We start from the raw sequence: 22,654 nt of genomic DNA on the forward strand, positions 1-22,654 counted from the left end.
ACCGTAGGGGCATCCTTCACGGATGCCCGTGAAACCTTGCATTTAACAGTGGATGATATAAAATATCTTTAAAGGAAATAGATTATGGAAAAGCGATTTCAGTTCCAGGAGATAGTCAGCCGTCTCAGCCAGTATTGGGCGGACCGCGGATGTCTGATCCTGCCGCCATTTGACCACGAAATTGGGGCCGGCACTTTCGCTCCTGCCACATTTCTCCGATCCCTGGGCAAAAAAGAATGGCGGGCTGCTTACATCCAGCCATGCAGAAGGCCCACAGACGGCCGTTATGGGGAAAATCCCAACAGACTTCAGCATTATTACCAGTTCCAGGTGATCCTGAAGCCTGCTCCTTCCGACGTGCAGGACCAGTATCTGAAAAGCCTGGAATATATAGGGCTGGACCTCAAGAAGCACGATGTCAGATTCGTGGAGGACGATTGGGAAAGCCCGACCCTGGGCGCCTGGGGCCTGGGGTGGGAAGTCTGGCTGGACGGGATGGAGATCACCCAGTTCACCTATTTCCAGCAGGTGGGCTCGATCGAGGTCGAACTCTGCCCGGCAGAACTCACTTACGGCCTGGAACGGATCGCCATGTATCTGCAGAAGGCGAGCAGCATCTTTGACCTTTACTGGAATGACACGGTTAAATACAGGGACATTTTTTTCCAGTCAGAGGTCGAGAACAGCTTCTACAATTTCCAGTACGCTAATCTGGAAAAGCTCAAGGAATGTTTCGATTTTTTTGAACTCGAGGCCGGAGCGCTTCTTTCTAAAGAAATGGTCTATCCGGCGTTTTCATATACTCTGAAATGCTCACATGCCTTCAATCTTCTGGACGCCCGCGGCGCCATCTCCGTCAATGAGCGGGCCAATTACATCGGCAGGGTGAGGGCTCTGGCCCGCGGCTGTGCGGAGACATATCTGAAGAAAAGCGAAAATTAATTGGTTCGGATCTGATTCAGGTGAGTTTCCATCCAGAACAGCTTGTATAGCTCGGCCGTAGCCTGGACAGCCAGAGGCAGCAAGGCATCTGCAAATTGCTTTATTTCAGTTTCATTCACGTCACGGTACGGTGGATAAGTAATAGTGTATTCCTCCGGAAAACATCCATCGCTCCTATAATTATCAGTCACCTCAGCTACAGCGAAAAAAAGTTTGTAAAGATCATTTACAGAGTGTCAACTTTTCGTGGGCAAGATCATTTGAGCAATATGTTTAATCTGAATACAGCAAGCTGCTGATTAGTTTGGGAAAAATGATTAGTAACTCATGAAAATGCTGCACTTTTCAGGCAGCCCTTTGATAAAACACTTTCCCGGTTTTAATGATTGTTTCCAGAAAACCGCTAGGATCTTTGGTATCAGGGAGCAGGACCGGCTCGATTCTGGGGTCTATTTTTCTGCCTATTCCATTCAAGTCTGCCGACAATTCCAGGTAATTCCCCTCAATTTTGTCTACAATTACAGCAATATCAATATCACTGATTTCCTTTTCCTCTCCTCTAGCATAGGAACCATAAAGAAAAATAGACTTTGCCGGCAGTTTTTCCAGAACTGCACTCACAAATCTCGTTATGATCCTATTTGTTGCTTGATCCATTGAAAAAAAATCTCCGTTTCATTGATCAGCTTTTCACTTACATCTCTATCTATCGATGACATCATTAGTTCCATGTTTTTTGGATACCTGATCTGAATATTTAAAGGTGTGAGTTTATCGATAAGTCTGTTTTGAGTTTCGGATAGACTTGGAGTAAGGTTAACTGCAGCCACTAAAACTTCAAGTTTGTGAGTATAGGGAGGTTCTTTTTTCAGAACTATCCAATAATGCGCTTTCAGAGCCTTTTCCAAAACCTGATGACACATGAATCCCACGTAAAGATATCGACCTGAAATGTACATCGCTTTCGCGGTTTCAAAATCGTATTCAGCGATGGCCAGCCAGTAATTAACTTTTTCCTTGATCTCCATATTATTGATGTTATAGGTTATTTTTCAGCCGGTCAAGCACCTGCTTTCTGACTTGTTTAATCATATGCAAATTCTTTCCACTAATCCCGGGTCCGTTTTTACCGATAATCTTCAAGGAACACTTCCGGACCCTTGTCAAAAGGGCATTTTACAATAGCTCTGGAGGAAACTTGAAAAAATTCCAATACTCGATCCTTTTCATGCTGACGCTCGGGATGACCTATCTCCTGCTGATACACGGAGGCTGCGAGGACAAGGTCACGGTATTTCCGAAGGTGAGCCTTGAGACCGCATACACTGGATACGTTTATGTCCCTGACACGGATGTGCAGAAGGGATACGTCAGGACCAAGAGCATGGCGCCCCCTGTGGCTCAGGGTTATGTCCCTCTGGCAGGCGGAAAGGTTGAGATCGGTTACGATACCTGCTACATCATGAATGACGGCTCGTTCAATCTCCCCCTGACCAGGACCCCGGCGTCTGTTTCGCTTGTCAATATTTACGATTCAGCCGGAGACCTGATCGCCACTTACCGCACTCTGATCGAAAACCGCAGCACAGTAGCCCAGAAGATCGAGCTGGTGGGAGGCAAGGGATATTACACCCCCAGGATCTATCGCCTGGATCTGCAGATGCAGTATATCAAGAATGCCATGCCCAGAGCCTGGGCCGGACCCGACAAGATAGTGCTCAACAATCATAAATTCATCCTGCACGGTTATGCTTATGACTGGGACAGCTGCGACAGCACCAACTGCGGCGCCGGATCGAACGACATCATAAAATACGAATGGCAGTACCAGTGCGATGGAAAAGTCAGGCTGGCCACTTCACTGACCGGCACAGTGGAGATCGGGACCGCTGAAATCTGTCCGGGCCCCCACGACATGGTGATGAAAGTCACTGATCATCAGGGAAATGTGGCAGCCGACACCATGCGGCTGATCGTGAACACTACTGGAATCGAAGACACGCAGCCAGTGGCCGGCGCCGGCTGTGATGTGAAGACTCACGTTTTTGAGATGGTTACGCTGGATGGGAGCGGAAGTTACGATGAAGATGCTGCCGACTTGCTGACTTATGCCTGGGAACAGGTGGCAGGGCCTGTGGTGGCACTAGACAACTATACCATAATCAAACCCTCCTTCACTCCTTCGGAAACAGGACTTTACGTATTCGGGCTCAGGGTCAAAGACAACAAGGCCTGTGATATATCCCAGTCGGAATATGACTTCGTGAATGTCTGGGTGGAAACCAGGGAGACAAGCACCACTCCTTATATCGTCTTCCATTCCAACATGGATGCGTCAGGCTATTATTATCTCTATACTATGAATCCGCAGGGCGCCAACATTCAGAAACTGCCCACATTTGATCTCTATCATTCCTTTGAACCCGTGTTTTCCAGAGACGGGCAGAATGTGTTCTTTGTTTCGAATTACGGGGGCAGAGGCAATCAGCTCTTCCGCGTAAACATCAGCAGCGGAGTGGCGAACGCTCTTACCACTGACTATGAAAACTCCTCACCTGCTGCGTCTCCCACTGCAGACTGGATCGCCTATGTCTCTACGAGAACCGGGAAAAAACAGATTTTCATCGTTGATTATCAGGGAAATGCGCCAGATCCTGCTACCCAGCGAGTCCCATATCAGCTGATGGTCGACACTAACAACCAGAGCGATCCCTGCTTCACTTACGATGGTTCGGTGCTTTATACCACTGACTCGGACGAGGTGGCTACAGGAAATCGGAATATCTATAAAGTTAGATTGCTGCTTGATACAGGGGAGATTACTCACGACAATGCTGATCTGACCCGTCTTACAGCCACTGCCGACGACGAACATGCTCCAGCCAGCTCAATCACAGGAACCATCGCTTATATCCGGAAAAGAGCCGGCTTTGAGGAAGTCTGGAAGATGAGCGCGGACGGCACTTCCCAGCAGGCTGTTGTCACAAGCTGCAACTGCAGGGACCCACATTTCACCAGCGACGGACAGAAAATTCTGTTCTCCTCGATTCAGGGCGGTGACGGAAACTACGAGATATATTCATATGATCTCAATACAGGCAGCACATCTACCCTGACATCGAACATTGCCGACAACGGGCATCCGGACTACAATCCGATTCAGTAATCAGCTGTATTCCTTTTGCAGTATGAAACGCAAGGTTTCATGGGCACCCGTGAAGGGTGCCCCTACGGATTCAATGCACAAACACACTTCGTTGTAATAACCGAACTATAAATCGATGTTATGTCTGCTAATACCATGTTTTACTTGTCATAAATAAAATAGATGCAATTGCATAGAAATTAGTAAAATCAAAATTATCGGCTTGAAATCAATCAACTGGAAGTTAATTCTAATGAAATTAATGCGATGAGCCTTTGATCAGGCGACTTTGATCTCTTTATTTTCTTGTTGATTCTGAGTAACACTTTTGTTTGCAGCAGTTTCAGGTGGTTTCAGCTGTTCGATCTCGAACTCGACCGGAAGCTCATAGAACAGCACTTTCTTGAGCTTCTCAAACAGCATGCCGAACCAGCCCACGGCAGCTTCCTGCTGGGGCTGCAGGCATTTTTCGATAACCTCCAGATCCGCATAAACTTCAGAGTACAGTTTATCCAGAATTGGTTGGTGGTAGTTTTTTAGGTTCTTCATACCTTAGAAATATCGACTGAAATGGGAATTTTCTTCAAGGTTATGTGGTAATAAAAAAAACTTGAACAACTTTGTTATTTTTCGCATACTTAAATCATCCAAAAAATACAAAAAAAATAATCGGTTTAAGGTTTTTCGATTCTCCCGGGTGTCTTTGCGCCGGAATGGCGGATTTAAGGGCTAATTCTCCGGAAAGAGCTTTAGTATGCTTCTTTATCTATTTCGCACTGGAGATTGCCAAGAAAATATTTTAAAGAACTGGGGAGAGGGTATCCAAGTATGTATGCACATGAAGCCAAGAAGTATCTAGTTAAGTCCATGTCTGAAGCAAGACAGATGATCAAGAGCGACCTGGGCGAAGAAGCAGTGATTCTGCACAGCAAGAGGCTGGATGATGGAGCAAGTTCATATGGAGGAGCTTTTTTTGAAGTTCTTGCTACTGCCGAGCGGAAATGTTTTGCAGTGAACACTCTTCGTCCTCAAGACAAGATCAAACAGCTGGAGAGCGAACTTAAAGAAATCAAGGAAACACTGACCCAGCTTGTTTCTCTCTGCCAGCAAAAAAAAGGAAATCTCGAAAACACGTCGCATTCACCGACCGAAAAAAAACTGATGGAACTTGGCATCGACGAACCGGTGGTGAAAAAACTGGCATCCGAAATGGAAATGTTTGACGACAAACTCGATTTTGAAAGCAAACTCTCAAAAATTATCGAAAAGTTACCGGCTGCAGTAGACATCAAACAAAAAATATACGCTTTCATCGGGCCTACCGGAGTCGGTAAAACCACCACTCTGGCCAAGATATCTTCTGCGCTGAAGCTGTCGGAAAGCGAGCTGGACCCGCATCGGATTATCTACATTACACTGGACCATTACAGGCTGGGGGCCCCGGAACAGCTCAAAAACTATTCAGACATACTGGATTCCAAGACATATCGTGTTTACAGCGTGGAACAGCTGCAGACAGTGATCAACGAGCATCAGGACCATCATGTCTTCATCGACACCTGCGGCAGGAGCCAGCATGACTGCCTGGAAATACTGGAGTCATTCATGTTTCTAACCACGCTTGGCAAGAAGGTTTATAAGTATCTTGTGCTTTCAGCTGTCACGAAGTATGATGACCTTGTGGATATCTGCGAATCATACAAAAAATTCGATTATGATGAGATAATTTTCACCAAGCTTGATGAGACCACGAATTTCGGCAATCTCTTCAGCCTGATTTACCTGTTCGGGTTGCGGATCAGATACATCACCATGGGACAGATGGTGCCTGAAGACATCAGGTCATTCGATATCAGGCGGGATCTGTTGAATTTTCTATTGCATCCAAATCTGGTAAGAGTGGGCTGAAATGAAGAAGGATATTTTTATACACGACTCGTCTTACGTGGATGAACGCGTGAGGATCGGAAGCGGTACGAAAATCTGGCACTTCTGTCACATACTTCAGGACACTGAAATCGGCGAGAACTGTGTATTCGGGCAGAATGTAATGGCAGGGCCGTCAGTCAGGATCGGGAATGGCGTCAAAATTCAGAATAATGTGAGTATTTATAAGGGAGTGACTCTGGAAGATTTCGTATTCTGCGGTCCTTCGATGGTCTTCACCAATGTGATCAACCCGAGAAGCAAGATTGAACGGAAGAATGAATTCAAATCTACACTGGTGAAAAAATGCGCTACACTCGGCGCAAACTGTACTATCATCTGTGGCGTGACTATCGGTGCATATTCCTTTGTAGCAGCAGGAGCGGTGGTGACCAGAAATGTCCCTCCATACGCTCTGGTTGCCGGAGTACCGGCCAAGATCATCGGATGGATGTGTGAATGTGGAAACAGAATTGGATTTACTAAAGGCAAAAATGGGAAATGCTCTGACTGCGGAAAAAAATATCGCGAGAAAGCGGAGAACAAGATCGAGCCTTGCTGAGGCGATTTTATTATTGATTTTATTGTCCTCAGGACTGTTCGCCGACGACCTGGACCTGTTCAGGGAAGGGTACGAACTTTATAAAAATCACAGCTACAATCAAAGCCTTAATCTGCTCAGAAAAATCTCACGTCAATATACAGCTTATGATTACGTCTATTATTTAATTTTGAAAAACTGCGATCGTCTGAATGATCCGATTTACGAAAACCTGATCCTGAAAGCCGACGATTTTATCAGTCAGGATTTCCCCTATTTCAGAGAAATCGTCGAAACCAGGAAATCAGTTCTGCTAGCGCGAAAAAAATATGCCGAAGCCCTGGAATTGACAAGGAATTATCAATCCCATGGAGAATTCCTGCTCTGTGAATTGAGGATCGCAGTCCGAACTGGAGTGCGCAACAATGTTTACGGGACTCTCAATCTGCTCCTGGAGGAGCAGGACATGGAGCTGGCCAAGCGAGCCCTTCAGTCACTGGGACCTTTTTACAGCGACTGCTGGAAAAGCGTTCTTTCCCGGAATTTCTTCCAGTTTGCCTCTGCACTGGTGGGGATTAACTCAGGGAAAGCTCTCGAAGTGATCGGGAAATCAGATTTGAGTAAGGCTGACCGCAACTATCTGACCGCACTGGTTGAATTTCACAGGGACAACATTCCTGCCTCCTGGGAACAGGTAAAAACAGCACTTAACAGTAAAACACAGGCCAGATTTGAACTGATGCTGGATTTTCTGCAAGTTCTGAAAAAGAAGGAAAGGAAGTTCTGCGAATATCTGCCAAAGATCGAGCCATACCTGACCGAATCGTTTTTTTCCCAGAAGGAAATTTCCGACCTGTATCTGGAGACAGCCAGGATAATGCTTTCCTCTGATTCGGAAAAAGAAAGCTTGCGGCTTTTTAAGAAAGCGCAGGGTTTTGCTGAAAAGTGTCACGACGCTGAGCACGATGCTGAGAGTCTTTACAACCTGGCTAAGTGTTCATTCCGCTACAAGAATTATCAGGGAGCTTCCTATTTTTCCAAACTGTTCATCGCTAAATACGGGAACCATAAATACGCTCCTGAGATTTATTTTCTACGCTACCTGCTCGGGAAATTGCTGAAGGACGCGGAGTTTGTTTCGTCAGCTGCTGATGTGTTACTTACCGACTATCCTGAAACTCCCTACAGTTATTACATCCTGGCTTCCGGAAGAAAATTCAGATCTGAAAGCGCGGATGCATTAGATACATACCAGCCACAGCCAGTTACAGCTGAGATGAAAAAACAGAAATATTACCATCTGTTCAAGGCAGGATTTGTCAAGGAAGCCCTCGATCTGATCAAGAAACTTCCGGACGAGCGTGAAATCCAGGTGTCGCTTGGATATTACAGGCTGGTGGCAGCATACTCTGATTCGGCAGTTTTTTACGCTGATCTGATCAACAAAAGGGCCGGGACATACAAGCTTGATCCCGCATTGATTCTTGCCGTGATCAGGGAAGAGTCCCGTTTCGATTTCCGCGCAGTCTCATCTGCTGAAGCCATGGGTCTGATGCAGATCATGGACGGCACCTACAGCTGGCTCTGCAAGCAACTCGAAATCCGGAAAAAAGGTGCACAGGCGCTGCTCGATCCTGATCTCAATGTGACTCTGGGCAGCGCATATCTGAAAATCCTCGAGGACAGGTATTCCGGTTACCCCGAAAAATTGATTTATGTAATTGCGGCATATAATGGCGGTCCCGGTAATGTCGACAAATGGATAGATCGTTACGGACCTGAAAATTTTCTTCTGTTCGTGCCGTTTTCAGAGACTAAGAATTACCTCGCAAAAGTATTCAAAAGCTATTACAATTACAGAAATCCTTCCGAATAATTCAAAAGCTGGAAAGTTTAATGTTCAAAGCCATTGTCCCCACAGATCGTCTGCCGATCCTGATCCTGGACACGATCAGTTACTGCAACCTGCACTGCGTGATGTGTCCGCAGGGAGACCCGGTAGTGAAAGCCAGTACTCCCCGCGGGCAGATGGATTTCGGGCTGTACCGGAGTATCATCGACGAGATCACTTCAACTGACGGAATCAAGGTCGATGCGATTCTCCCGTTCTGGAACGGTGAAGCGCTGCTTAACCCGGAATTCAGGGCAATGGTCGAATATGCAGCGGCCAGGCATAAAATCCTGCCCGGATTCAACGTGTTCTCCATGCATACCAATTTTCTGCTCTGCGATCCTGAGATGAGCAGAGCGATCATTCGATCCGGCATTTTCGGGCCGATCACTGTTTCCATCGATGCTGTAAACCAGAACACTTATGAAGGAATCAGGCAGGGAGGAAAATTCGGAGTCCTTCTGCAAAACCTGGAATTCTTTCTGGATTACCGCAGGACTGCGGGGTTGAAATCCCCGAGCATCACTGTGCAGTTCATCGTGATGGACAGAAATCTTAATGAAGCTATCGAATTCAATCGATTCTGGCAGCAGAAATTCGCAGAATTCGGGAGCTCTCCCCAAATTGTTTTCAATGATTCCGCAAGTTTCGACCGTGACACGATATTTTTCCGGCTGTTACAGACAGGAGATCCGGCTGGGCAGGCTGAAGCGCGCAACCTGCACTCCCAGATCCGTGCTAAACTTGAGCGCGAGTCTCAAGCTGCCAGGGTGACTTCTCTGGAAACAGCTAAAGAGGCTGCTGACAGCGGCAGGCCACCATGCGTAGTGCTGTGGCAGCAGCTTGCGGTGCGTTATGATGGAACAGTATCACCCTGCTGCCGTGATATCGGATGCTCAATGGAGCTCGGGAATATCAGGGAAAAATCACTGAAGGAGATTTTTTTCGGGGCTCAGATCAATCAGTTGAGATTTTCCCATATCAGGGGTGAATTTTCCGCTCTGCCGCTCTGCTCAAACTGCCTCGACCAGACCTCTCATGAGATAACCCTGGAAGAGATTTCCAGGTTTCTCAGCTCAGTCGGGCGCAGCGATCTGGAATCAGGATTCGTGTGCCGTGTCGCTAAAAAAATTCCCCGGGAAAACTCGGCAACCCACTATCAGAAGGGACGAAAATCCTTGCAGAAGGGTGACTATCTGAAGGCTGTGGAAGAATTCAGCGAAGCTCTCAGGCATTCCGAAAACGCAGAAATCTGGGCAGGACTTGGGGAGGCTTATGGTTTCATTGGAAAATACCAGGAAGCCAGGGAAAATTTGAAGAAAGCCATGGAGATCGGCAAATTTTCTCCGGAAGCTCCGCTGGACGGATACTGTCTGGGTCATTCATTATACAAAGCGAGAGATTCTTTTCTTAAAGCCTTGCTGCTGGATGAGAAAGCAGACTATTTTCACAGCCTGGGACAGGTGGCACTCTATTCCAGAAATTTCCACGAGGCAGTGCATTATCTCGAACTGGCGGTGGAAAAAGGTGTGAGTGCCGCTGAACGGGATCTCGCGCTCTGCCATTATCTGAGCGGGGATCCTGAAAAAGCCCTGAAATATTACCCGTATCTGGACCATTTTTCCGCAGAACTGGCTGAAGTCTGCGAAAAATTGAAACCAGGCTCTTCGAGAGTCTTCAGGCTGGGAAATTCTCTTACTGAAACAGCGGGCAGATTCGTCAAACCGACCATCGCATATGCGCTGGCGGATGAATTTAATCTGAGGGTTGTGAACCTGGGTGTAGGCGGCGACTCCGTTTCAGACCTCTATCACAGGATTTCAGCGCAGATGGAAACCTTCCAGCCATTGAGGGATAATTATTTCGTGGTCTTCATCGGCGCAAATGACGCCCTGATGGAGCGCGACCCGGCTGAATTCAGAGAGTTTTACCGGAAGTTGTTAAAACTGTTCCCGGCACTGTCCACGCTCTGCCTGACTCTCCCGGATATTTTCTGCAAAACTAAAATTGGCAATCCTCCTGATACTTCTCTCTACAACAGTATCATTGCGACTGTTGCCGATGATGCAGGCTGCAAGCTGCTTGATCTTGCCAAAACAGCTCTGCCTCCAGACTGCTATCTGGAAGACGGTTTACATTTCAAAACCAGGGGGTTAGAATTGATCGAGGAAGCGATCAACAGATCCCTCGGCAGCATGATGCGGAAAGCGAGAATTGGATTGAACGCGACTCTCGAAGCATACAGACAGTTCCAGGCTGGAAAATCCCCCGCTGATTTCCTGATCCTGGCCGGTTTTCTCACTGAACGGAAAAAATACCGGACATTGCTGGTACTTCATAAATATTACAGAATCAAGGAACTCAAAGTTTACGCTTATCTGGCTGAGGCACATCAGAAAACAGGATCATACAAAAGGGCCAGGCTGATGTTCTACAAGCTCTCCCGCAGGCTGGACCCGCGCTTTTATGAATCTGTGGCCTATTGCCTGAGGATGGAAGGGAAATATTTCCTGTCCACATTCGCTTATCTGTTTTCAGCTCTCATTCTTAAAAAACCATCGCTGATCAGGAATGCCTTTTACAATTTCAGGCTGCTGGGCAGAACTCAGTGACAGAATTCCTGAAGATCCTGACTGTTCTGATGCTCGGCCCTTTTGAACTCTGGGCAGCGATCCCTGCAGGATTCACTTTCGGCTTTTCCCCGCTCAAAACCTTTTTCTGGGCAGTTACCGGCGGCACCTGCGGATCAGTCGCAGTGGCTGTACTTGGAGTCAGGCTGCGTGATTGGGCACTTAAAAAAATCCAGCTGCAGATTTCCCTGGAGGGCGAAGGCAGATTTTACAGGATCTGGAACAGATACGGGATCCCGGGGATCGGCCTGCTTTCTCCACTGCTGACCGGCCCGTTTCTGGGCATGCTGATCGGCCTCGCCCTCAGCGCTGAACCGAAGCGGCTGCTGTTCTGGACAGTCTGCGGAGTGCTGCTCTGGAGTGCAGGCCTGACCCTGGCCGGCATGACCGGGCTGGCGGGATTCAGGGCTCTGGCGGGTTAAAAAGTATTTTTTGGTTTTTTAGAAGTTTTATCAGACATTTTGGAACGAATCAGTTCAAGTAAGTCTTTACTTATGTTTGAAGGAGCAAAATCAAGGATTGTGTATCCCATGGGATGAACAAGATTGACATCCGCCCCTTTTTCTATCAGTAATTGAGAGATCTTAAACATGGAGTGAGACACTGCCAGTGTCAGGGCTGACATACCATTGCCATTAACTGCATTTACATCAACACCTTTTTCGATTAATAATTCAGCAATTTCTGTCTGTTTAAATTCAATGGCAGTCATCAAGGGAGTATCATTTTTATATCCTTTCTGATTGATCTCGAGACTCTTGGAAATCATGTCTAGTGCGATTTTTTGATCATTGTAATGGATTGCATATTGAAGGATTGTATCATCTCTGAGTTCATTCGTATCCAGGGAGTTGAATTCATTTCCCATGTAATTTTTGTAGAGCTGGTCAGCAATGTCAGAATATCCAAATTTGATCGCAGTTTTCAGTGAGCCTGTTTGGGTATAGTAAAATTCCTTGTCTTTGCGGAGTATCTCGTTTGCCAGATCCTGAAAACCGAAAATCATCGCATAGCAAAGCGGTGTTGAAAGAAATCTTTTTTCAATTTCATTCAGATTTATTCCATCTCTAATCAACTCTTCAGCTTTCTGTCTGCCGTGAAACTTGAATACAGGATCCAATTTCCAGTCATTTAATGCTCCGATCAAAGAATCAACAGGAAAACAATCGATTTCCAGCTTTTCTTTAGGTGGAAAAAGACATCCATGATAGCTGCATTGGCAGTAATATCTTGGAACTGCATTAACAATAATGTACTGACCATTATTTGGGCATTTGAATTTTTCCAGCAAATGGGAATCCTTATTAAATTTATCCAGGCGGCCCGGAGTTGTTTTTTGATACAAATAGTCCCAAAAACCAGGGTTAATGGCCATCTGATTTGCCATGCATTTATTTATACCGTCCACTTCCAGATTATATCGTTCGGTTTTAGTTACTTCTTCAAATCGTCTGAGGATTGAGTTTATGTTGAGACAAATTGCCACAACAGAAAGATAAAATCCCAGTGCCAGAATGAAAAAAAACAAATGAAGTGTTTTTTTTCTCATCCAAGTATTGTACTTAGTTTTCTTCAATTTCCGCAAATTTAATAAAATCCGTTATACTAAGGTCAAATTTTGCTAATTCCAGCCTGTTTCAGTATATTGAAGCTATGAAAAGAAACTTCGAGCTGCTGCTTCCTGCCGGAGATCTGGCTTCTTTCAAGGCTGCCCTGGCTCTCAAGGCCCCGGCCGTTTACTTAGGTTTCCACAAGTTCTCCGCCCGGAAGCGGGCTGCCAATTTCGGTCTCTCGCAGCTGATGGACATCATCCACACGGCTCATCTGCAAGGGATGAAAGTTTATCTCACCCTGAACACGATCATTTATCCGTCAGAGATGAAGAAACTTCTCACATTTCTGTATTTCATGTCCAAATGCCCGCCTGACGCCCTGATCATCCAGGATCTCGGACTGTATAAGATTTTGCGGGAGAAATTCCCGCAACTCGTGCTCCATGCTTCCACCCAGATGAACAATTACTCCATTCATTCCTTGAAATTCCTGGAAGAACTTGGTTTTTCCCGAGCCATTCTGGCCAGAGAGACCACCAGAACTGAAATGATCGCAATGAAGAAGGCCGTAAAACAGCTGGAACTGGAAGGATTTGTCCATGGAGCTCTCTGTGTGGCCTTTTCAGGAGTCTGCTATTTTTCCAGCTTTCACGGGGGCAGAAGCGGGAATCGCGGCGACTGTGCCCAGCCCTGCCGCCTGGATTACAGCCTGGTGCGTGACGGCAAGACGCTGGGTCAGGCCGGCTGGCTGTCTCCCAGGGATCTCTGCCTGGCGGATGAAATTGCGGAACACCCGCTCTGCTTTTTCAAGATCGAGGGCAGGCTCAAAAATTCAAATTACGTCTATCAGGTCGGGGAACATTACCTGAAAACGCTCTCTGATTCGACGGCAGGGAAAAATCCGCTGGATTTTGTGTTCAACCGGGATTTCACTAAAGGCCATTATAATCATAGAAATCCCAAAGGTCTGATTGAATCGAAAACTCCAAGGGGCCAGGAGATCGGAAAAACCAGGGCAGAGGGGAACAACTGGATCGAGGCGGAACTTACCAGGGCTATTGAACCAGGCATGGGAATCCTTTTCGGACAGAGGGGCGGGATCATTACCAAAGCCGATCACAGCGGTATTTTCTGGAAAATCTGGGGTGGATTCAAGGGAGACCCTCAGAAAAAGCCTGAAACAATTTTTCTGAATTACGTACCTTCGACCGCTGACTGCGAAAAAATCGTGCTGGAAAATTTCCAGTCTGAGTTCGAGCTGAAGGTGTTTCTGAAGCCGCATGAAAAAATCCGGTACTGGATTGAGGAAGAGGAATTCAATTCAGAGATCGTACTTGATGCAGCCCGTACTCCGATGGATATGGGACAGTTCAAAGAAAAACTTGAAGTATTCAAAGCTGAAAAGATGAAGGCAGACGTGACGATTACTGTGGAAGGGCAGCCGTTTCTGAGCTATACCATGCTGAACAGATTCAAGCGGGAGATCAGGGAGAGGCTCTTTAAAAAGCTAAAACACGATTTGGTTTTAGCCACAAGTGGAGTTTTTCGGACTGGGAAAACGGTGAGTCAGAAGACCAGGCAGCTCTGGGCCAAAGTCTATTCTGAAGCGGATTTCAGGAAATATCAGAAACATGCTGATAAATTCGCAGGTCTGTATTTTTATTACGAACTCGCGGAGATAGTGAATGTCTCCGCTAATCATGTACCCTGGTTGTTTCCAGTGGGTTACGAGGATCGTGGAAAAATCCTGTCCGGTTTGTGGAACCAGGGATTCAACAGGATTCTGGTCGCAGACACAGGCACCTGGCAGCTTGCCAGGCAAAAGGGATTCCAGGTCATGCTTGATTATTTCCTGCCGATGGCAAACAGTTCAGCACTTGTCTTTGCAGGAGATCAGGGTATCAAGCGCCTGACAGTTTCTCCGGAACTTCCTGTGAGGGAACTGGAATTTCTGCTCTCAGGCGAACATCCAGTGGAATGCGAACAGGTGGTTGTTTTCAAGCCAGTGCTGTTTTTTTCAGCCTGCTGCTTTTACAATCAGCTCCAGGCAAAGGGGAGGATTTCTCTGGAAGGATTGCGTGGCGGAAACTATCCCCTGAAGCGGGAGCGCTGCCTGAATTTCCTCATACATGAAAAGTATCTCTCCCCGAAACCTGATCCTTGTGCTGACATTTACAGAGTGGATTTTTCATTTTCTGCAGAGAACGAGCGCCAGTTCGATCAGGCTTTTTCGGATTTTCTTTTAAAGATGAAAATCACCTGATCTCAAAAATAAATGCACCGCAGACAAATATAATTGTAACTAATTGTAACAAATTGTAACTGGATTAACCTTTTGTTAGCGGGTATTATCGGAAGTGAAGAGCAGAGAACAGATACGAGGTACCCCCCTCAGTTCAAAACCTCTTCAGACCTGTAGTCCACTTATACTCTAGTCCTCTAACCGCTCATCATGAGCGGTTACCTTCTTTTTAGGCAGATTGTTGAAAAACGACCATCTGCGGCGTTGCGCCCTTCCTGCGCAACTCAAAGTACCTTTTAGTACATCTCGCTTTGCGCTGAATCGCGCGCCTTGCATCTGGTCATTTTTGAACAATCTGCTTTAATTATCTTTTTTACGATTTTTGAATTTTTCCAGCACCAGATCATAGATCGCTGACAGCAGAGGTAGGGAACAGTTGTTTTTCCTGACCTGTTTCAGAAGGTAACCTGTGATATAGGGCAGTTCGCAAGGTTTTCCTGATTTAAAATCCTGCAGGGTTGAGCAGTAGTTGTCGGCTGTTCCCCAGAGCATTCCCTCAAGTTCATCTCTGTCCGGGTAGCGCTTCAGGAACTTCAGCGAGCAGATTTCATTATACAAATCCCCGAAAATGTTATAGAGGGGCTGATTCTGGACCAGATCGCCGTTTTTTACCTCGAACAGTGTGGCGAGCGGATTGATCAGGCTGTTGGCAATGCCTTTCTGCCATGACATCAGGCTGTAATCACACAGGAAAATTATCAGATTCGTGAATCTGGGCAGAAGCTGCGGATAATCTGAGAGCGGGGCCAGGTAGAATTTACCCTTGTCGATGAGCTTGACACTGTTTCCGGTTTTGTGGGCAGCCATGGTAGTGAATCCAGCCCAGACATTCGGCAGATCGCCAAGCAGCCTTTTTGCGAAATATCTCTGGTAGAATCCGTTGGAGATCAGGATGATGTTCTGATTTTTGTTGAGATACCTGCGGTATTCAAGCAGCGTCTGATACTGGTCGTAAGCTTTGACGCAGAACAGCACTGTATATGAATTGCGCATTATTTCAGGCTTGCGGGTAAAATTTTTAATCGATCTGCCTTTATAGAGAGGCGGTTCTTCACATCTGCCGATTAATACGGAATTCGGCATCAGTTGAGAAATGGCCGTGCCTAACGAGCCTGCTCCGACAATGGCAAAGGCGTTAACTGCCATTCAACCCCCTGAAAATAGAAATTAAAGCAGACATTCCTGATTTTAATATCGACATAGGCAGGTATTTCGGTAGCAAAAAAAGGGTTCTCGAATCTCAGAAAATAGCGGAAGATCTCCGGCTTGCAGAGGGTTTCCACAGGTACTGTTCCGAGCGGGAAAAAATCCCCGTTCGTGCCTTCAGCGATCAGCCTTAAAGTCCTGAGATTCGGGTCTTTCCCGATCGGGCAGGTGTAAAATTTCACACAGGCGGAATAGCCCAGGTTGATTAATTCGACAGCCTTTTTTTTGCTGAATCGGTTATGGCTTCCTTCGTAGAATTCGTCCCAGCCGTCTGTGATCACGAGCAGACGGCTGCGCTGGTTATCTGCATTGAGATGCATGGAAAGGTTGAACAGGGCATCGTACAATGGAGTCGGACCGGAATATGACCGCTCTTCAAGCTTTTCCTGGGTATTTTTTTCGAAAAACGGGTAACTTTCGCTGAGAGTGAAAATTTCAGCGGAAACATTGGACTGAATTGTAGACTGGACCTGGCTGAGGATAGTTTTGGACAGTTGCTCTTCATTAGCGAGACTGCCGCTGGTATCAATGAATATTCCCAGACTGACCGGGATTTCAGGATTCTCCCAGCGGAAAAGGTCAGCGTCTGTCTTCAGATAGAATTCAAAGTCCCCGCTCTGCATGTCCAGGACATTCTGACCCTGATAATATGCCTGGAAATAAATAATCGTTTCCGGGAAATCCGCAGTCGAAATTTTTGAGATGAAGAGCGAAAAGGCATCGCTTTTCCGGCCAGGAATCGGCTGCAGGAAACCTCTGTCGGTCTGGAAATCCTTGTATGTGCTGATCTGGAATTTCTGCTTGTAATTACCGGACAGGCAGATGTTGCGCGTTTTTCCTGAAGAGAGTTTCTGATATGGATCCTGATAACGCAGGGCATAAAAAAACTCCAGATTCTGCCTGAGAAAATCTCCGATTTCCTGAGGACTGCATTGTTCCTGATAGATTCCGGCTGTGGAATCCGCAATAGTTTTGAGGGGGGCCCTGTCCGGATCGTGGCCGAAGCTTCTAAGTATGGCCTTGCAGTTGATTTTGTTCATTCCTGAGATCACGTCCTCGACCTTGAACTGGGAATAGGGGCGGGGCGAATTCAGGACAGCCTGATCATTCCCGTCTGATAAGACGATGAAAAATTTTGGCGAGAGTAAATTCTGTTGCTTTTTCGCTTCGAAATAAAGCAGGTCCCAGAGCCTGGTGGAACCACCAGGCTTCACTTTTGAAAGATCGAAGTTTACTTTGGAATTTTCCTGAAATTCGGTTGCCTGAGACAACCTGTCAAACAGGATAAGTTTCAGATAGCAGTCCGGGAGGCTTGTAAGAAGTTCAGGGAAAAAATTCTGGAGACGCAGGAAGCCTTCTTTCATGCTGCCGCTTTTATCTATGAAGATCGTGATATATGGTTTTTCATAAAAACTGCTGAGTGTGAAAGGGATTTTAGCAGCTATGGAAAGAGTCACTTCGCCGGTCCGGATTTTTCTGTAATAGTCATCTCCACCCGGCTTGAACTGCCATAAAATTGAATTCTGCTGTGCGATCTCCACAGAATCGGTGAAATAAGATTCACCTCTCAGAAGATCATGAAAAAGAAGCATCAATAATAAGAAGAGATATCGAGACACAGCTGTTGAAGGACCCTGAAATAAAATCCGTGTGTAATTCAATCCGACATTTAGGAGAGGCTAAGACTGCTGGAGCCTGGATGCCATGAGCGCAGATCTCTTGATCTTGAATTCCTCGGGAGTCAGAAGCTTGATCAGGATTTTTTCCTGGAGAAGTTCCTTGATGGCGTTGTCGATGGCTTTCTGAGCCGGCACATTGTAAACCTTCTGGATCACTGATGCCCGCTTGAAGATGGCTGTTGTCAGGAAGTATTTGTTGGGATATTTCTTCTGCAACTCAAAAGGAATCTTGAACATTTCACGCCCTCCGTCAAGTTCGAACTTAATAAATCTAAGCGAATTGTCAGCAATTTTCAACAGTTTCCGCCTGAATTTATGACCAGCTGACCTTTTTTAGCCTTTTTCAGAGTGCAGGAGTAAATTTTCAGTTTTCCTTTTTCCGGATCAGATGTCTTGAACACTTGCAAAACTCGATGTTCTATAGGAAAATGTTGTTGCAGGCTGTGCATTTTGTTAAAAAATAGAGTTGTCAGGAGGAAAAATGGGAAAACTGAAGGGATCAAAGACTGAAAAAAATCTGCTGTTATCCTTTGCCGGGGAATCGCAGGCCCGTAATCGCTATACCTACTTCGCAGGTGCGGCAAGGAAAGAGGGTTATCAGCAGATTGCAGCGATATTCGAGGAAACTGCCGGGCAGGAAAAAGAACATGCCAAGAGGTTTTACAGCTTTCTGGAAGGCGGAGAAGTGGAAATCACAGCCTGTTTTCCGGCAGGTGTGATCGGGACGACCCTGGAAAATCTGAAAGCAGCTGCAGCAGGTGAACATCTGGAACAGACCCGGATTTATCCGGAATTCGCTAAAACTGCCCGTAAAGAGGGATTCAAGGACATGGGGTTACTTTGGGACAAGATTTCCGTAGCCGAAACCCAGCATGAAAAACGCTACCGCGCTCTTGCTGCAAATCTTGAAAAAGGAAGGGTTTTCAAGAAAAACCAGAAAGTAACCTGGCGCTGCCTTAACTGCGGTTATCTCCACGAAGGAAAAGAGGCACCGGAAAAATGCCCCGCTTGCGCCCATCCGCAGGACTATTTCGAGTTGCTCGGTGAAAACTGGTAAGACGCAAAAGAAATTCCGATTGGGTAATGAAAGAAGTTTGTAGGTCAGTAGGTTAGTATGTTAGTAGGTTTGGAGAAGAGAATTTCATACCAACCTACAAACCTACTAACTTACCAACCGCTTTGGATGATTAAAGATTCATTGAAGGTGACTTATGAGCAAAAATGTACTGTTAATCCTGATTGGCAAAAGGAAAGACACTGCAATTAATGTGCAGAAGGTCCTCACAGCCTGGGGCTGCATGATCAAGACCAGGCTCGGCATCCACGATGGAGTTCTGGATCACTGTTCAGACACCGGACTTCTGATGCTGGAAATGGTGGGGGAGCATGACAAGCTCGCTGAACTTGAAGCGAAGCTCAATATTCTCCCCAATGTCAAAGCCCAGCTGGTAACTCTCACACTAAATTAGCAGGAGGAAAAATGGCAAAGATACTGGGTATTTTCAAATGCGAAGTATGCGGCAACATTGTGGAAGTGGTTCATGAAGGCGGAGGAGTGCTTTCATGCTGCGGACAGCCCATGAAATTTTTTGAGGAAAAGACTGCTGACTCCAGCAAGGAAAAGCATGTACCGGTAGTGGAGAAGACTGCCACTGGTTTCAGAGTGGTGGTCGGCAGCACAATGCATCCGATGGAGGAAAAGCATTATATCGAGTGGATAGAGCTGCTCGCAGACAATGTTTCCTACCTGAAATTTCTCAAGCCAGGCGACAAGCCTGAAGCAGTTTTCTGCACAGAAGCAAAGACAGCGACTGTCAGGGAATTTTGCAACGTACATGGACTATGGAGAAATGCTTGAGTTGGAGAGCCTGAATGGGGGAAGAATGAACGGCGCATATTCGGCAATCAGAGTCACTGAACGTGTCTACTGGGTTGGAGCCAGGGACTGGGCGGTGAGGAATTTCCACGGTTACGAAACAGACCGCGGCACTACCTATAATGCTTACCTTGTGATGGGTGACAAGCCTATCCTGATCGATACTGTCAAAGCTCAGTTTTTCCCTGAGATGATGGCCAGAATCACATCTGTTACCGACCCGGGGAACATCAGGTATATAATCAGCAATCATGCGGAAATGGATCATTCGGGAGCCCTGCCCCAGACCATCGCGGCAGTCAAACCTGAAGCTGTCTATGCTTCAGCGCTGGGAGTCAAAGCGCTTTCAGAACATTTTCACCTCAAAGAAGAGATCAGGGCAGTCCGAAACGGCGAAAAACTCTGCCTTGGCAATCAGGAGTTCTCATTTCTGGAGACCAGGATGCTGCACTGGCCGGACAGCATGGTCAGTTACCTCAGCGGAGATGGGATTCTCTTTTCGCAGGATGGCTTTGGAATGCATCTTTGCTCCACAGAACTTTATGCCGACGAACTCCCGAAAGACATTCTCTACCATGAAGCTTCCAAATACTTTGCCAACATCCTGATGCCTTATTCAGGACTGGTGAAAAAGCTTGTGTCTGATCTGCCTAATCTTGGTTTGCATATCAGTATGCTTGCGCCTGACCACGGGCCTGTCTGGAGGAGGCTCGAGGACATTTCATACATCATCGGACTCTGGGGAAACTGGTCTTTGCAGAAGCCGAGCAGAAAAGCAGTGATCTTCTATGACACGATGTGGGGAAGTACTGCTTCCATGGCTTCAGCCATTTCTGAAGGCCTGATCGAAGGTGGCTGTTCGGTAAAGCTGATGCCTCTTCAGAGTTGTCACCGCAGCAGTGTAGCTGCAGAACTGCTGGAAGCCGGAGCTCTGCTGGCAGGATCTCCCACTATCAACAACGGTATTTTCCCTTCAGTGGCCGATGTGATGACTTACTTAAAGGGTTTGAAGCCGCAGAACAAAGTCGGCACAAGTTTCGGGTCCTACGGATGGGGAGGGGAAGCAGCAGGACAGCTCTCTGAATTTCTGAAATGCATGAATCTTGAACAGGCAGGGGAACCCTTGAAAGTGAAGTATGTCCCGGATCAGACTGCACTCCGCCTTTGCCGCGAACTGGGTTCCAAAATCGCTCTGGCGCTCCAGAAAAAATGTTCCCCCTGAAAGGATTAGAAATGTCGAATGTTGACGGCAATGCTTTTCGTTCAATATCTTACGGGCTCTATGTAATAAATTCACTCTGCGGTGAAAAAATCAATGGTCAGATCGCCAATGTACTGAACCAGGTCACGAATGAACCGCAGCGGATCGTCACAGCACTTAATAAGAAGAACCTCACTCATGAATATGTAATGCAGAGCGGTTTGCTGGGAATCTCTGTGCTTGAGCAGGACACACCCATGAAATTCATCGGCAGTTTCGGCTTCAAATCCGGCCGGGAGATTGATAAATTCGCGGGGATCAGATTTATCCGCAACCTCACCGGAGTTCCGCTGGTCACCGATTACAGCCTGGCCTGGTTTGAGGCGCAGGTGATCAAAACTGTGGATGTGGGGACTCATACCCTTTTCGTGGCTGATATACTTGCTTGTGCTGAAGTAAAGAAAGGCATACCAATGACCTATGCCTATTATCACCAGGTGAAAAATGGCAGATCGCCTGAAAATGCACCGACATTTGTGGCTCCAGCCGGAGGAAAGTCTGAGATCAGGAATCAGGTAGAAAATACCGAAAAAAAACTTGAACCAATCCCAGAAGTAAAAATCGAGAATAATCAGAAAGGGGATGCGAAGATGAAAAAGTATGTCTGCCAGGTTTGCGGTTATGTTTACGACCCTGCTGCTGGGGATCCTGAGAATGGAGTGAAGGCCGGAACTGCCTTTGAAAATGTCCCTGAGACATGGGTCTGCCCAGTCTGCGGGGTAGGGAAAAACGAGTTTGCTGCAGAGTAATTCACTGATTCAGGAAAACCGATCTGTAGAGACATGCCATGGCATGTCTTTACTTTTATGGGTGATTTTATCTGAGAGATAATATGAAAAAAAACAAGGCAACAGATTTCAACAAGGAACGCGAGAGGCTGAATGAAATAGTGATGAAATATGCCAATACAGGCATTAAACGCTTTTACAACCTGGACTGGAATGCCTATCAGGCCGGCGCACTTGACTGTAAAACCAAAGAACTGCTGGGTCTGACTGCATCACTTGTTCTGCGCTGCGACGATTGCATCAGCTATCACATGATTCAGTGTCACAAGAGCGGAATCAGCAGTGAGGAAATAGTGGAAGCTCTGAATATCGGATTGATTGTCGGAGGTTCAATTACAATCCCCCATCTCAGACGTGCACTTGATCTATGGGATAAGATTGTTTAACTAATCAAAGATCATTTTATGCCGAATTTGAATTTTTCAAGTGCCTCTTGGACAACAGGCTGACGGAAATGATATAATCTAAACACGCTTTAGATTCTAAACAAGACATTGGAGTAAACGATGAGACGGATCGACCCTAAAAGAGTGGAACAGACCCGCGACCTGCAGCGCGAGCGGGTGGAAAAATTCATGGATGACCCGCTATATGAAACGATCGACCTGCTGGCACAGGAAATCAAGGGCAAGACTGTGGAAGTGAGCAACAGCCGGAATCCGGCAGACAGGAAAAAGGTGCATATCGACAGCGTCACTACAACTTATGTTCCAGGCAATTCACTGACCAACAAGTTTATCAAGCTGATTGATAACGGGGTGGAAGTGATGAAATTTGACATACCTACAGACATCAAAGTCAAGGGCAATCGTTTTACACTGGACTATTCAGAGAAAAACATGGACAAGGTTATCATGAAAAGTTTCAAACTCAAGGGATCCGACTACCTAGAGGTCTACCTTGATGTGATCTAA

Annotated in this window: 22 protein-coding genes; 15 read left to right on the forward strand and 7 right to left on the reverse strand. The window is 46.5% G+C overall.

Annotated features, from left to right (window positions below; translation table 11 throughout):
• Positions 1-84 precede the first annotated feature (84 nt).
• On the forward strand, positions 85-942 hold the full coding sequence (locus tag PHW04_13685; GenBank protein ID MDD2716936.1) for a glycine--tRNA ligase subunit alpha: 858 nt from the start codon (positions 85-87) through the stop codon (positions 940-942).
• A gap of 345 nt (positions 943-1,287) precedes the next feature.
• On the opposite strand, the gene PHW04_13690 is transcribed toward PHW04_13685, so the two are convergent.
• Together PHW04_13690 and PHW04_13695 are read right to left on the reverse strand one after the other, a co-directional pair.
• Positions 1,288-1,563, reverse strand: a complete 276-nt coding sequence (locus tag PHW04_13690; protein MDD2716937.1) for a nucleotidyltransferase domain-containing protein — start codon at positions 1,561-1,563, stop codon at positions 1,288-1,290.
• 8 nt (positions 1,564-1,571) lie between these two features.
• Positions 1,572-1,970: a HEPN domain-containing protein gene (locus PHW04_13695; protein ID MDD2716938.1), complete on the reverse strand. Its 399-nt coding sequence runs from the start codon at positions 1,968-1,970 to the stop codon at positions 1,572-1,574.
• 170 nt (positions 1,971-2,140) lie between these two features.
• Here PHW04_13695 and PHW04_13700 point away from each other — a divergent pair, with 170 nt between their 5' ends.
• Positions 2,141-4,108 carry a hypothetical protein gene (locus PHW04_13700; protein MDD2716939.1) on the forward strand — a complete coding sequence of 656 codons (1,968 nt, stop codon included), beginning with the start codon at positions 2,141-2,143 and terminating at the stop codon, positions 4,106-4,108.
• 258 nt (positions 4,109-4,366) lie between these two features.
• Here the strand turns inward: PHW04_13700 and PHW04_13705 are convergent, their stop codons facing one another.
• Positions 4,367-4,636 carry a hypothetical protein gene (locus PHW04_13705; protein ID MDD2716940.1) on the reverse strand — a complete coding sequence of 90 codons (270 nt, stop codon included), beginning with the start codon at positions 4,634-4,636 and terminating at the stop codon, positions 4,367-4,369.
• A gap of 279 nt (positions 4,637-4,915) precedes the next feature.
• Between PHW04_13705 and PHW04_13710 the strand changes: the two genes are divergently transcribed.
• Genes PHW04_13710 through PHW04_13730 form a run of 5 tightly spaced genes read left to right on the forward strand, consistent with a single transcriptional unit; the run spans position 4,916 to position 11,497 of the window.
• Positions 4,916-5,995: a hypothetical protein gene (locus PHW04_13710; protein MDD2716941.1), complete on the forward strand. Its 1,080-nt coding sequence runs from the start codon at positions 4,916-4,918 to the stop codon at positions 5,993-5,995.
• A 1-nt stretch (position 5,996) separates the two neighbouring features.
• The gene (locus PHW04_13715; protein ID MDD2716942.1) at positions 5,997-6,575 is read left to right on the forward strand and encodes an acyltransferase; all 579 of its coding nucleotides are present in this window, start codon (positions 5,997-5,999) and stop codon (positions 6,573-6,575) included.
• Entirely contained in the window at positions 6,508-8,430 is a 1,923-nt protein-coding gene (locus PHW04_13720) for a lytic transglycosylase domain-containing protein (GenBank protein MDD2716943.1), read from the forward strand. Before PHW04_13715 ends, PHW04_13720 begins: the two co-directional genes overlap by 68 nt.
• A gap of 20 nt (positions 8,431-8,450) precedes the next feature.
• The gene (locus PHW04_13725) at positions 8,451-11,057 is read left to right on the forward strand and encodes a GDSL-type esterase/lipase family protein (protein ID MDD2716944.1); all 2,607 of its coding nucleotides are present in this window, start codon (positions 8,451-8,453) and stop codon (positions 11,055-11,057) included.
• Positions 11,054-11,497: a small multi-drug export protein gene (locus PHW04_13730; GenBank protein MDD2716945.1), complete on the forward strand. Its 444-nt coding sequence runs from the start codon at positions 11,054-11,056 to the stop codon at positions 11,495-11,497. Before PHW04_13725 ends, PHW04_13730 begins: the two co-directional genes overlap by 4 nt.
• Here the strand turns inward: PHW04_13730 and PHW04_13735 are convergent.
• Positions 11,494-12,624: an ankyrin repeat domain-containing protein gene (locus PHW04_13735; GenBank protein ID MDD2716946.1), complete on the reverse strand. Its 1,131-nt coding sequence runs from the start codon at positions 12,622-12,624 to the stop codon at positions 11,494-11,496. The genes PHW04_13730 and PHW04_13735 overlap by 4 nt on opposite strands.
• A gap of 104 nt (positions 12,625-12,728) precedes the next feature.
• Between PHW04_13735 and PHW04_13740 the strand changes: the two genes are divergently transcribed.
• Positions 12,729-14,891, forward strand: coding sequence for a U32 family peptidase (locus tag PHW04_13740; GenBank protein ID MDD2716947.1), 2,163 nt, complete (start codon positions 12,729-12,731; stop codon positions 14,889-14,891).
• A gap of 339 nt (positions 14,892-15,230) precedes the next feature.
• Here PHW04_13740 and PHW04_13745 read toward each other — a convergent pair whose 3' ends face one another.
• The 3 genes from PHW04_13745 to PHW04_13755 all read right to left on the reverse strand — a co-directional run bounded on the left by PHW04_13745 (position 15,231) and on the right by PHW04_13755 (position 18,052).
• The gene (locus PHW04_13745) at positions 15,231-16,076 is read right to left on the reverse strand and encodes a ketopantoate reductase C-terminal domain-containing protein (protein ID MDD2716948.1); all 846 of its coding nucleotides are present in this window, start codon (positions 16,074-16,076) and stop codon (positions 15,231-15,233) included.
• On the reverse strand, positions 16,034-17,728 hold the full coding sequence (locus PHW04_13750) for a VWA domain-containing protein (GenBank protein MDD2716949.1): 1,695 nt from the start codon (positions 17,726-17,728) through the stop codon (positions 16,034-16,036). Before PHW04_13750 ends, PHW04_13745 begins: the two co-directional genes overlap by 43 nt.
• A gap of 87 nt (positions 17,729-17,815) precedes the next feature.
• Positions 17,816-18,052, reverse strand: coding sequence for a DNA-directed RNA polymerase subunit omega (locus tag PHW04_13755; protein ID MDD2716950.1), 237 nt, complete (start codon positions 18,050-18,052; stop codon positions 17,816-17,818).
• A gap of 244 nt (positions 18,053-18,296) precedes the next feature.
• Between PHW04_13755 and PHW04_13760 the strand changes: the two genes are divergently transcribed.
• From PHW04_13760 to PHW04_13790, 7 genes are all read left to right on the forward strand, one after another.
• The gene (locus PHW04_13760) at positions 18,297-18,872 is read left to right on the forward strand and encodes a rubrerythrin family protein (protein MDD2716951.1); all 576 of its coding nucleotides are present in this window, start codon (positions 18,297-18,299) and stop codon (positions 18,870-18,872) included.
• 154 nt (positions 18,873-19,026) lie between these two features.
• On the forward strand, positions 19,027-19,284 hold the full coding sequence (locus tag PHW04_13765; GenBank protein ID MDD2716952.1) for a hypothetical protein: 258 nt from the start codon (positions 19,027-19,029) through the stop codon (positions 19,282-19,284).
• Positions 19,285-19,295: 11 nt separating this feature from the next.
• Positions 19,296-19,673, forward strand: a complete 378-nt coding sequence (locus PHW04_13770; protein ID MDD2716953.1) for a desulfoferrodoxin — start codon at positions 19,296-19,298, stop codon at positions 19,671-19,673.
• A gap of 25 nt (positions 19,674-19,698) precedes the next feature.
• Positions 19,699-20,913, forward strand: a complete 1,215-nt coding sequence (locus PHW04_13775) for an FprA family A-type flavoprotein (protein MDD2716954.1) — start codon at positions 19,699-19,701, stop codon at positions 20,911-20,913.
• 11 nt (positions 20,914-20,924) lie between these two features.
• Positions 20,925-21,701 carry a rubredoxin gene (locus tag PHW04_13780; protein ID MDD2716955.1) on the forward strand — a complete coding sequence of 259 codons (777 nt, stop codon included), beginning with the start codon at positions 20,925-20,927 and terminating at the stop codon, positions 21,699-21,701.
• Positions 21,702-21,784: 83 nt separating this feature from the next.
• Positions 21,785-22,126 carry a carboxymuconolactone decarboxylase family protein gene (locus PHW04_13785; GenBank protein MDD2716956.1) on the forward strand — a complete coding sequence of 114 codons (342 nt, stop codon included), beginning with the start codon at positions 21,785-21,787 and terminating at the stop codon, positions 22,124-22,126.
• Positions 22,127-22,246: 120 nt separating this feature from the next.
• A complete protein-coding gene (locus PHW04_13790; protein ID MDD2716957.1) occupies positions 22,247-22,654 on the forward strand; it encodes a hypothetical protein in 408 nt (135 codons plus the stop codon).

It is taken from the genome of Candidatus Wallbacteria bacterium (assembly GCA_028687545.1).
Taxonomy (GTDB): domain Bacteria; phylum Muiribacteriota; class JAQTZZ01; order JAQTZZ01; family JAQTZZ01; genus JAQTZZ01.

What these genes read in the sequence shown, in the direction of transcription:
- PHW04_13685 (MDD2716936.1), top strand. Translation starts at nt 85, where the DNA reads ATGGAAAAGCGATTTCAGTTCCAGGAGATAGTCAGCCGTCTCAGCCAG.
- PHW04_13695 (MDD2716938.1), bottom strand. Translation starts at nt 1,970, where the DNA reads ATGGAGATCAAGGAAAAAGTTAATTACTGGCTGGCCATCGCTGAATAC.
- PHW04_13705 (MDD2716940.1), bottom strand. Translation starts at nt 4,636, where the DNA reads ATGAAGAACCTAAAAAACTACCACCAACCAATTCTGGATAAACTGTAC.
- PHW04_13710 (MDD2716941.1), top strand. Translation starts at nt 4,916, where the DNA reads ATGTATGCACATGAAGCCAAGAAGTATCTAGTTAAGTCCATGTCTGAA.
- PHW04_13715 (MDD2716942.1), top strand. Translation starts at nt 5,997, where the DNA reads ATGAAGAAGGATATTTTTATACACGACTCGTCTTACGTGGATGAACGC.
- PHW04_13720 (MDD2716943.1), top strand. Translation starts at nt 6,508, where the DNA reads ATGGGAAATGCTCTGACTGCGGAAAAAAATATCGCGAGAAAGCGGAGA.
- PHW04_13725 (MDD2716944.1), top strand. Translation starts at nt 8,451, where the DNA reads ATGTTCAAAGCCATTGTCCCCACAGATCGTCTGCCGATCCTGATCCTG.
- PHW04_13735 (MDD2716946.1), bottom strand. Translation starts at nt 12,624, where the DNA reads ATGAGAAAAAAAACACTTCATTTGTTTTTTTTCATTCTGGCACTGGGA.
- PHW04_13740 (MDD2716947.1), top strand. Translation starts at nt 12,729, where the DNA reads ATGAAAAGAAACTTCGAGCTGCTGCTTCCTGCCGGAGATCTGGCTTCT.
- PHW04_13745 (MDD2716948.1), bottom strand. Translation starts at nt 16,076, where the DNA reads ATGGCAGTTAACGCCTTTGCCATTGTCGGAGCAGGCTCGTTAGGCACG.
- PHW04_13750 (MDD2716949.1), bottom strand. Translation starts at nt 17,728, where the DNA reads ATGCTTCTTTTTCATGATCTTCTGAGAGGTGAATCTTATTTCACCGAT.
- PHW04_13755 (MDD2716950.1), bottom strand. Translation starts at nt 18,052, where the DNA reads ATGTTCAAGATTCCTTTTGAGTTGCAGAAGAAATATCCCAACAAATAC.
- PHW04_13760 (MDD2716951.1), top strand. Translation starts at nt 18,297, where the DNA reads ATGGGAAAACTGAAGGGATCAAAGACTGAAAAAAATCTGCTGTTATCC.
- PHW04_13765 (MDD2716952.1), top strand. Translation starts at nt 19,027, where the DNA reads ATGAGCAAAAATGTACTGTTAATCCTGATTGGCAAAAGGAAAGACACT.
- PHW04_13770 (MDD2716953.1), top strand. Translation starts at nt 19,296, where the DNA reads ATGGCAAAGATACTGGGTATTTTCAAATGCGAAGTATGCGGCAACATT.
- PHW04_13775 (MDD2716954.1), top strand. Translation starts at nt 19,699, where the DNA reads ATGAACGGCGCATATTCGGCAATCAGAGTCACTGAACGTGTCTACTGG.
- PHW04_13780 (MDD2716955.1), top strand. Translation starts at nt 20,925, where the DNA reads ATGTCGAATGTTGACGGCAATGCTTTTCGTTCAATATCTTACGGGCTC.
- PHW04_13785 (MDD2716956.1), top strand. Translation starts at nt 21,785, where the DNA reads ATGAAAAAAAACAAGGCAACAGATTTCAACAAGGAACGCGAGAGGCTG.
- PHW04_13790 (MDD2716957.1), top strand. Translation starts at nt 22,247, where the DNA reads ATGAGACGGATCGACCCTAAAAGAGTGGAACAGACCCGCGACCTGCAG.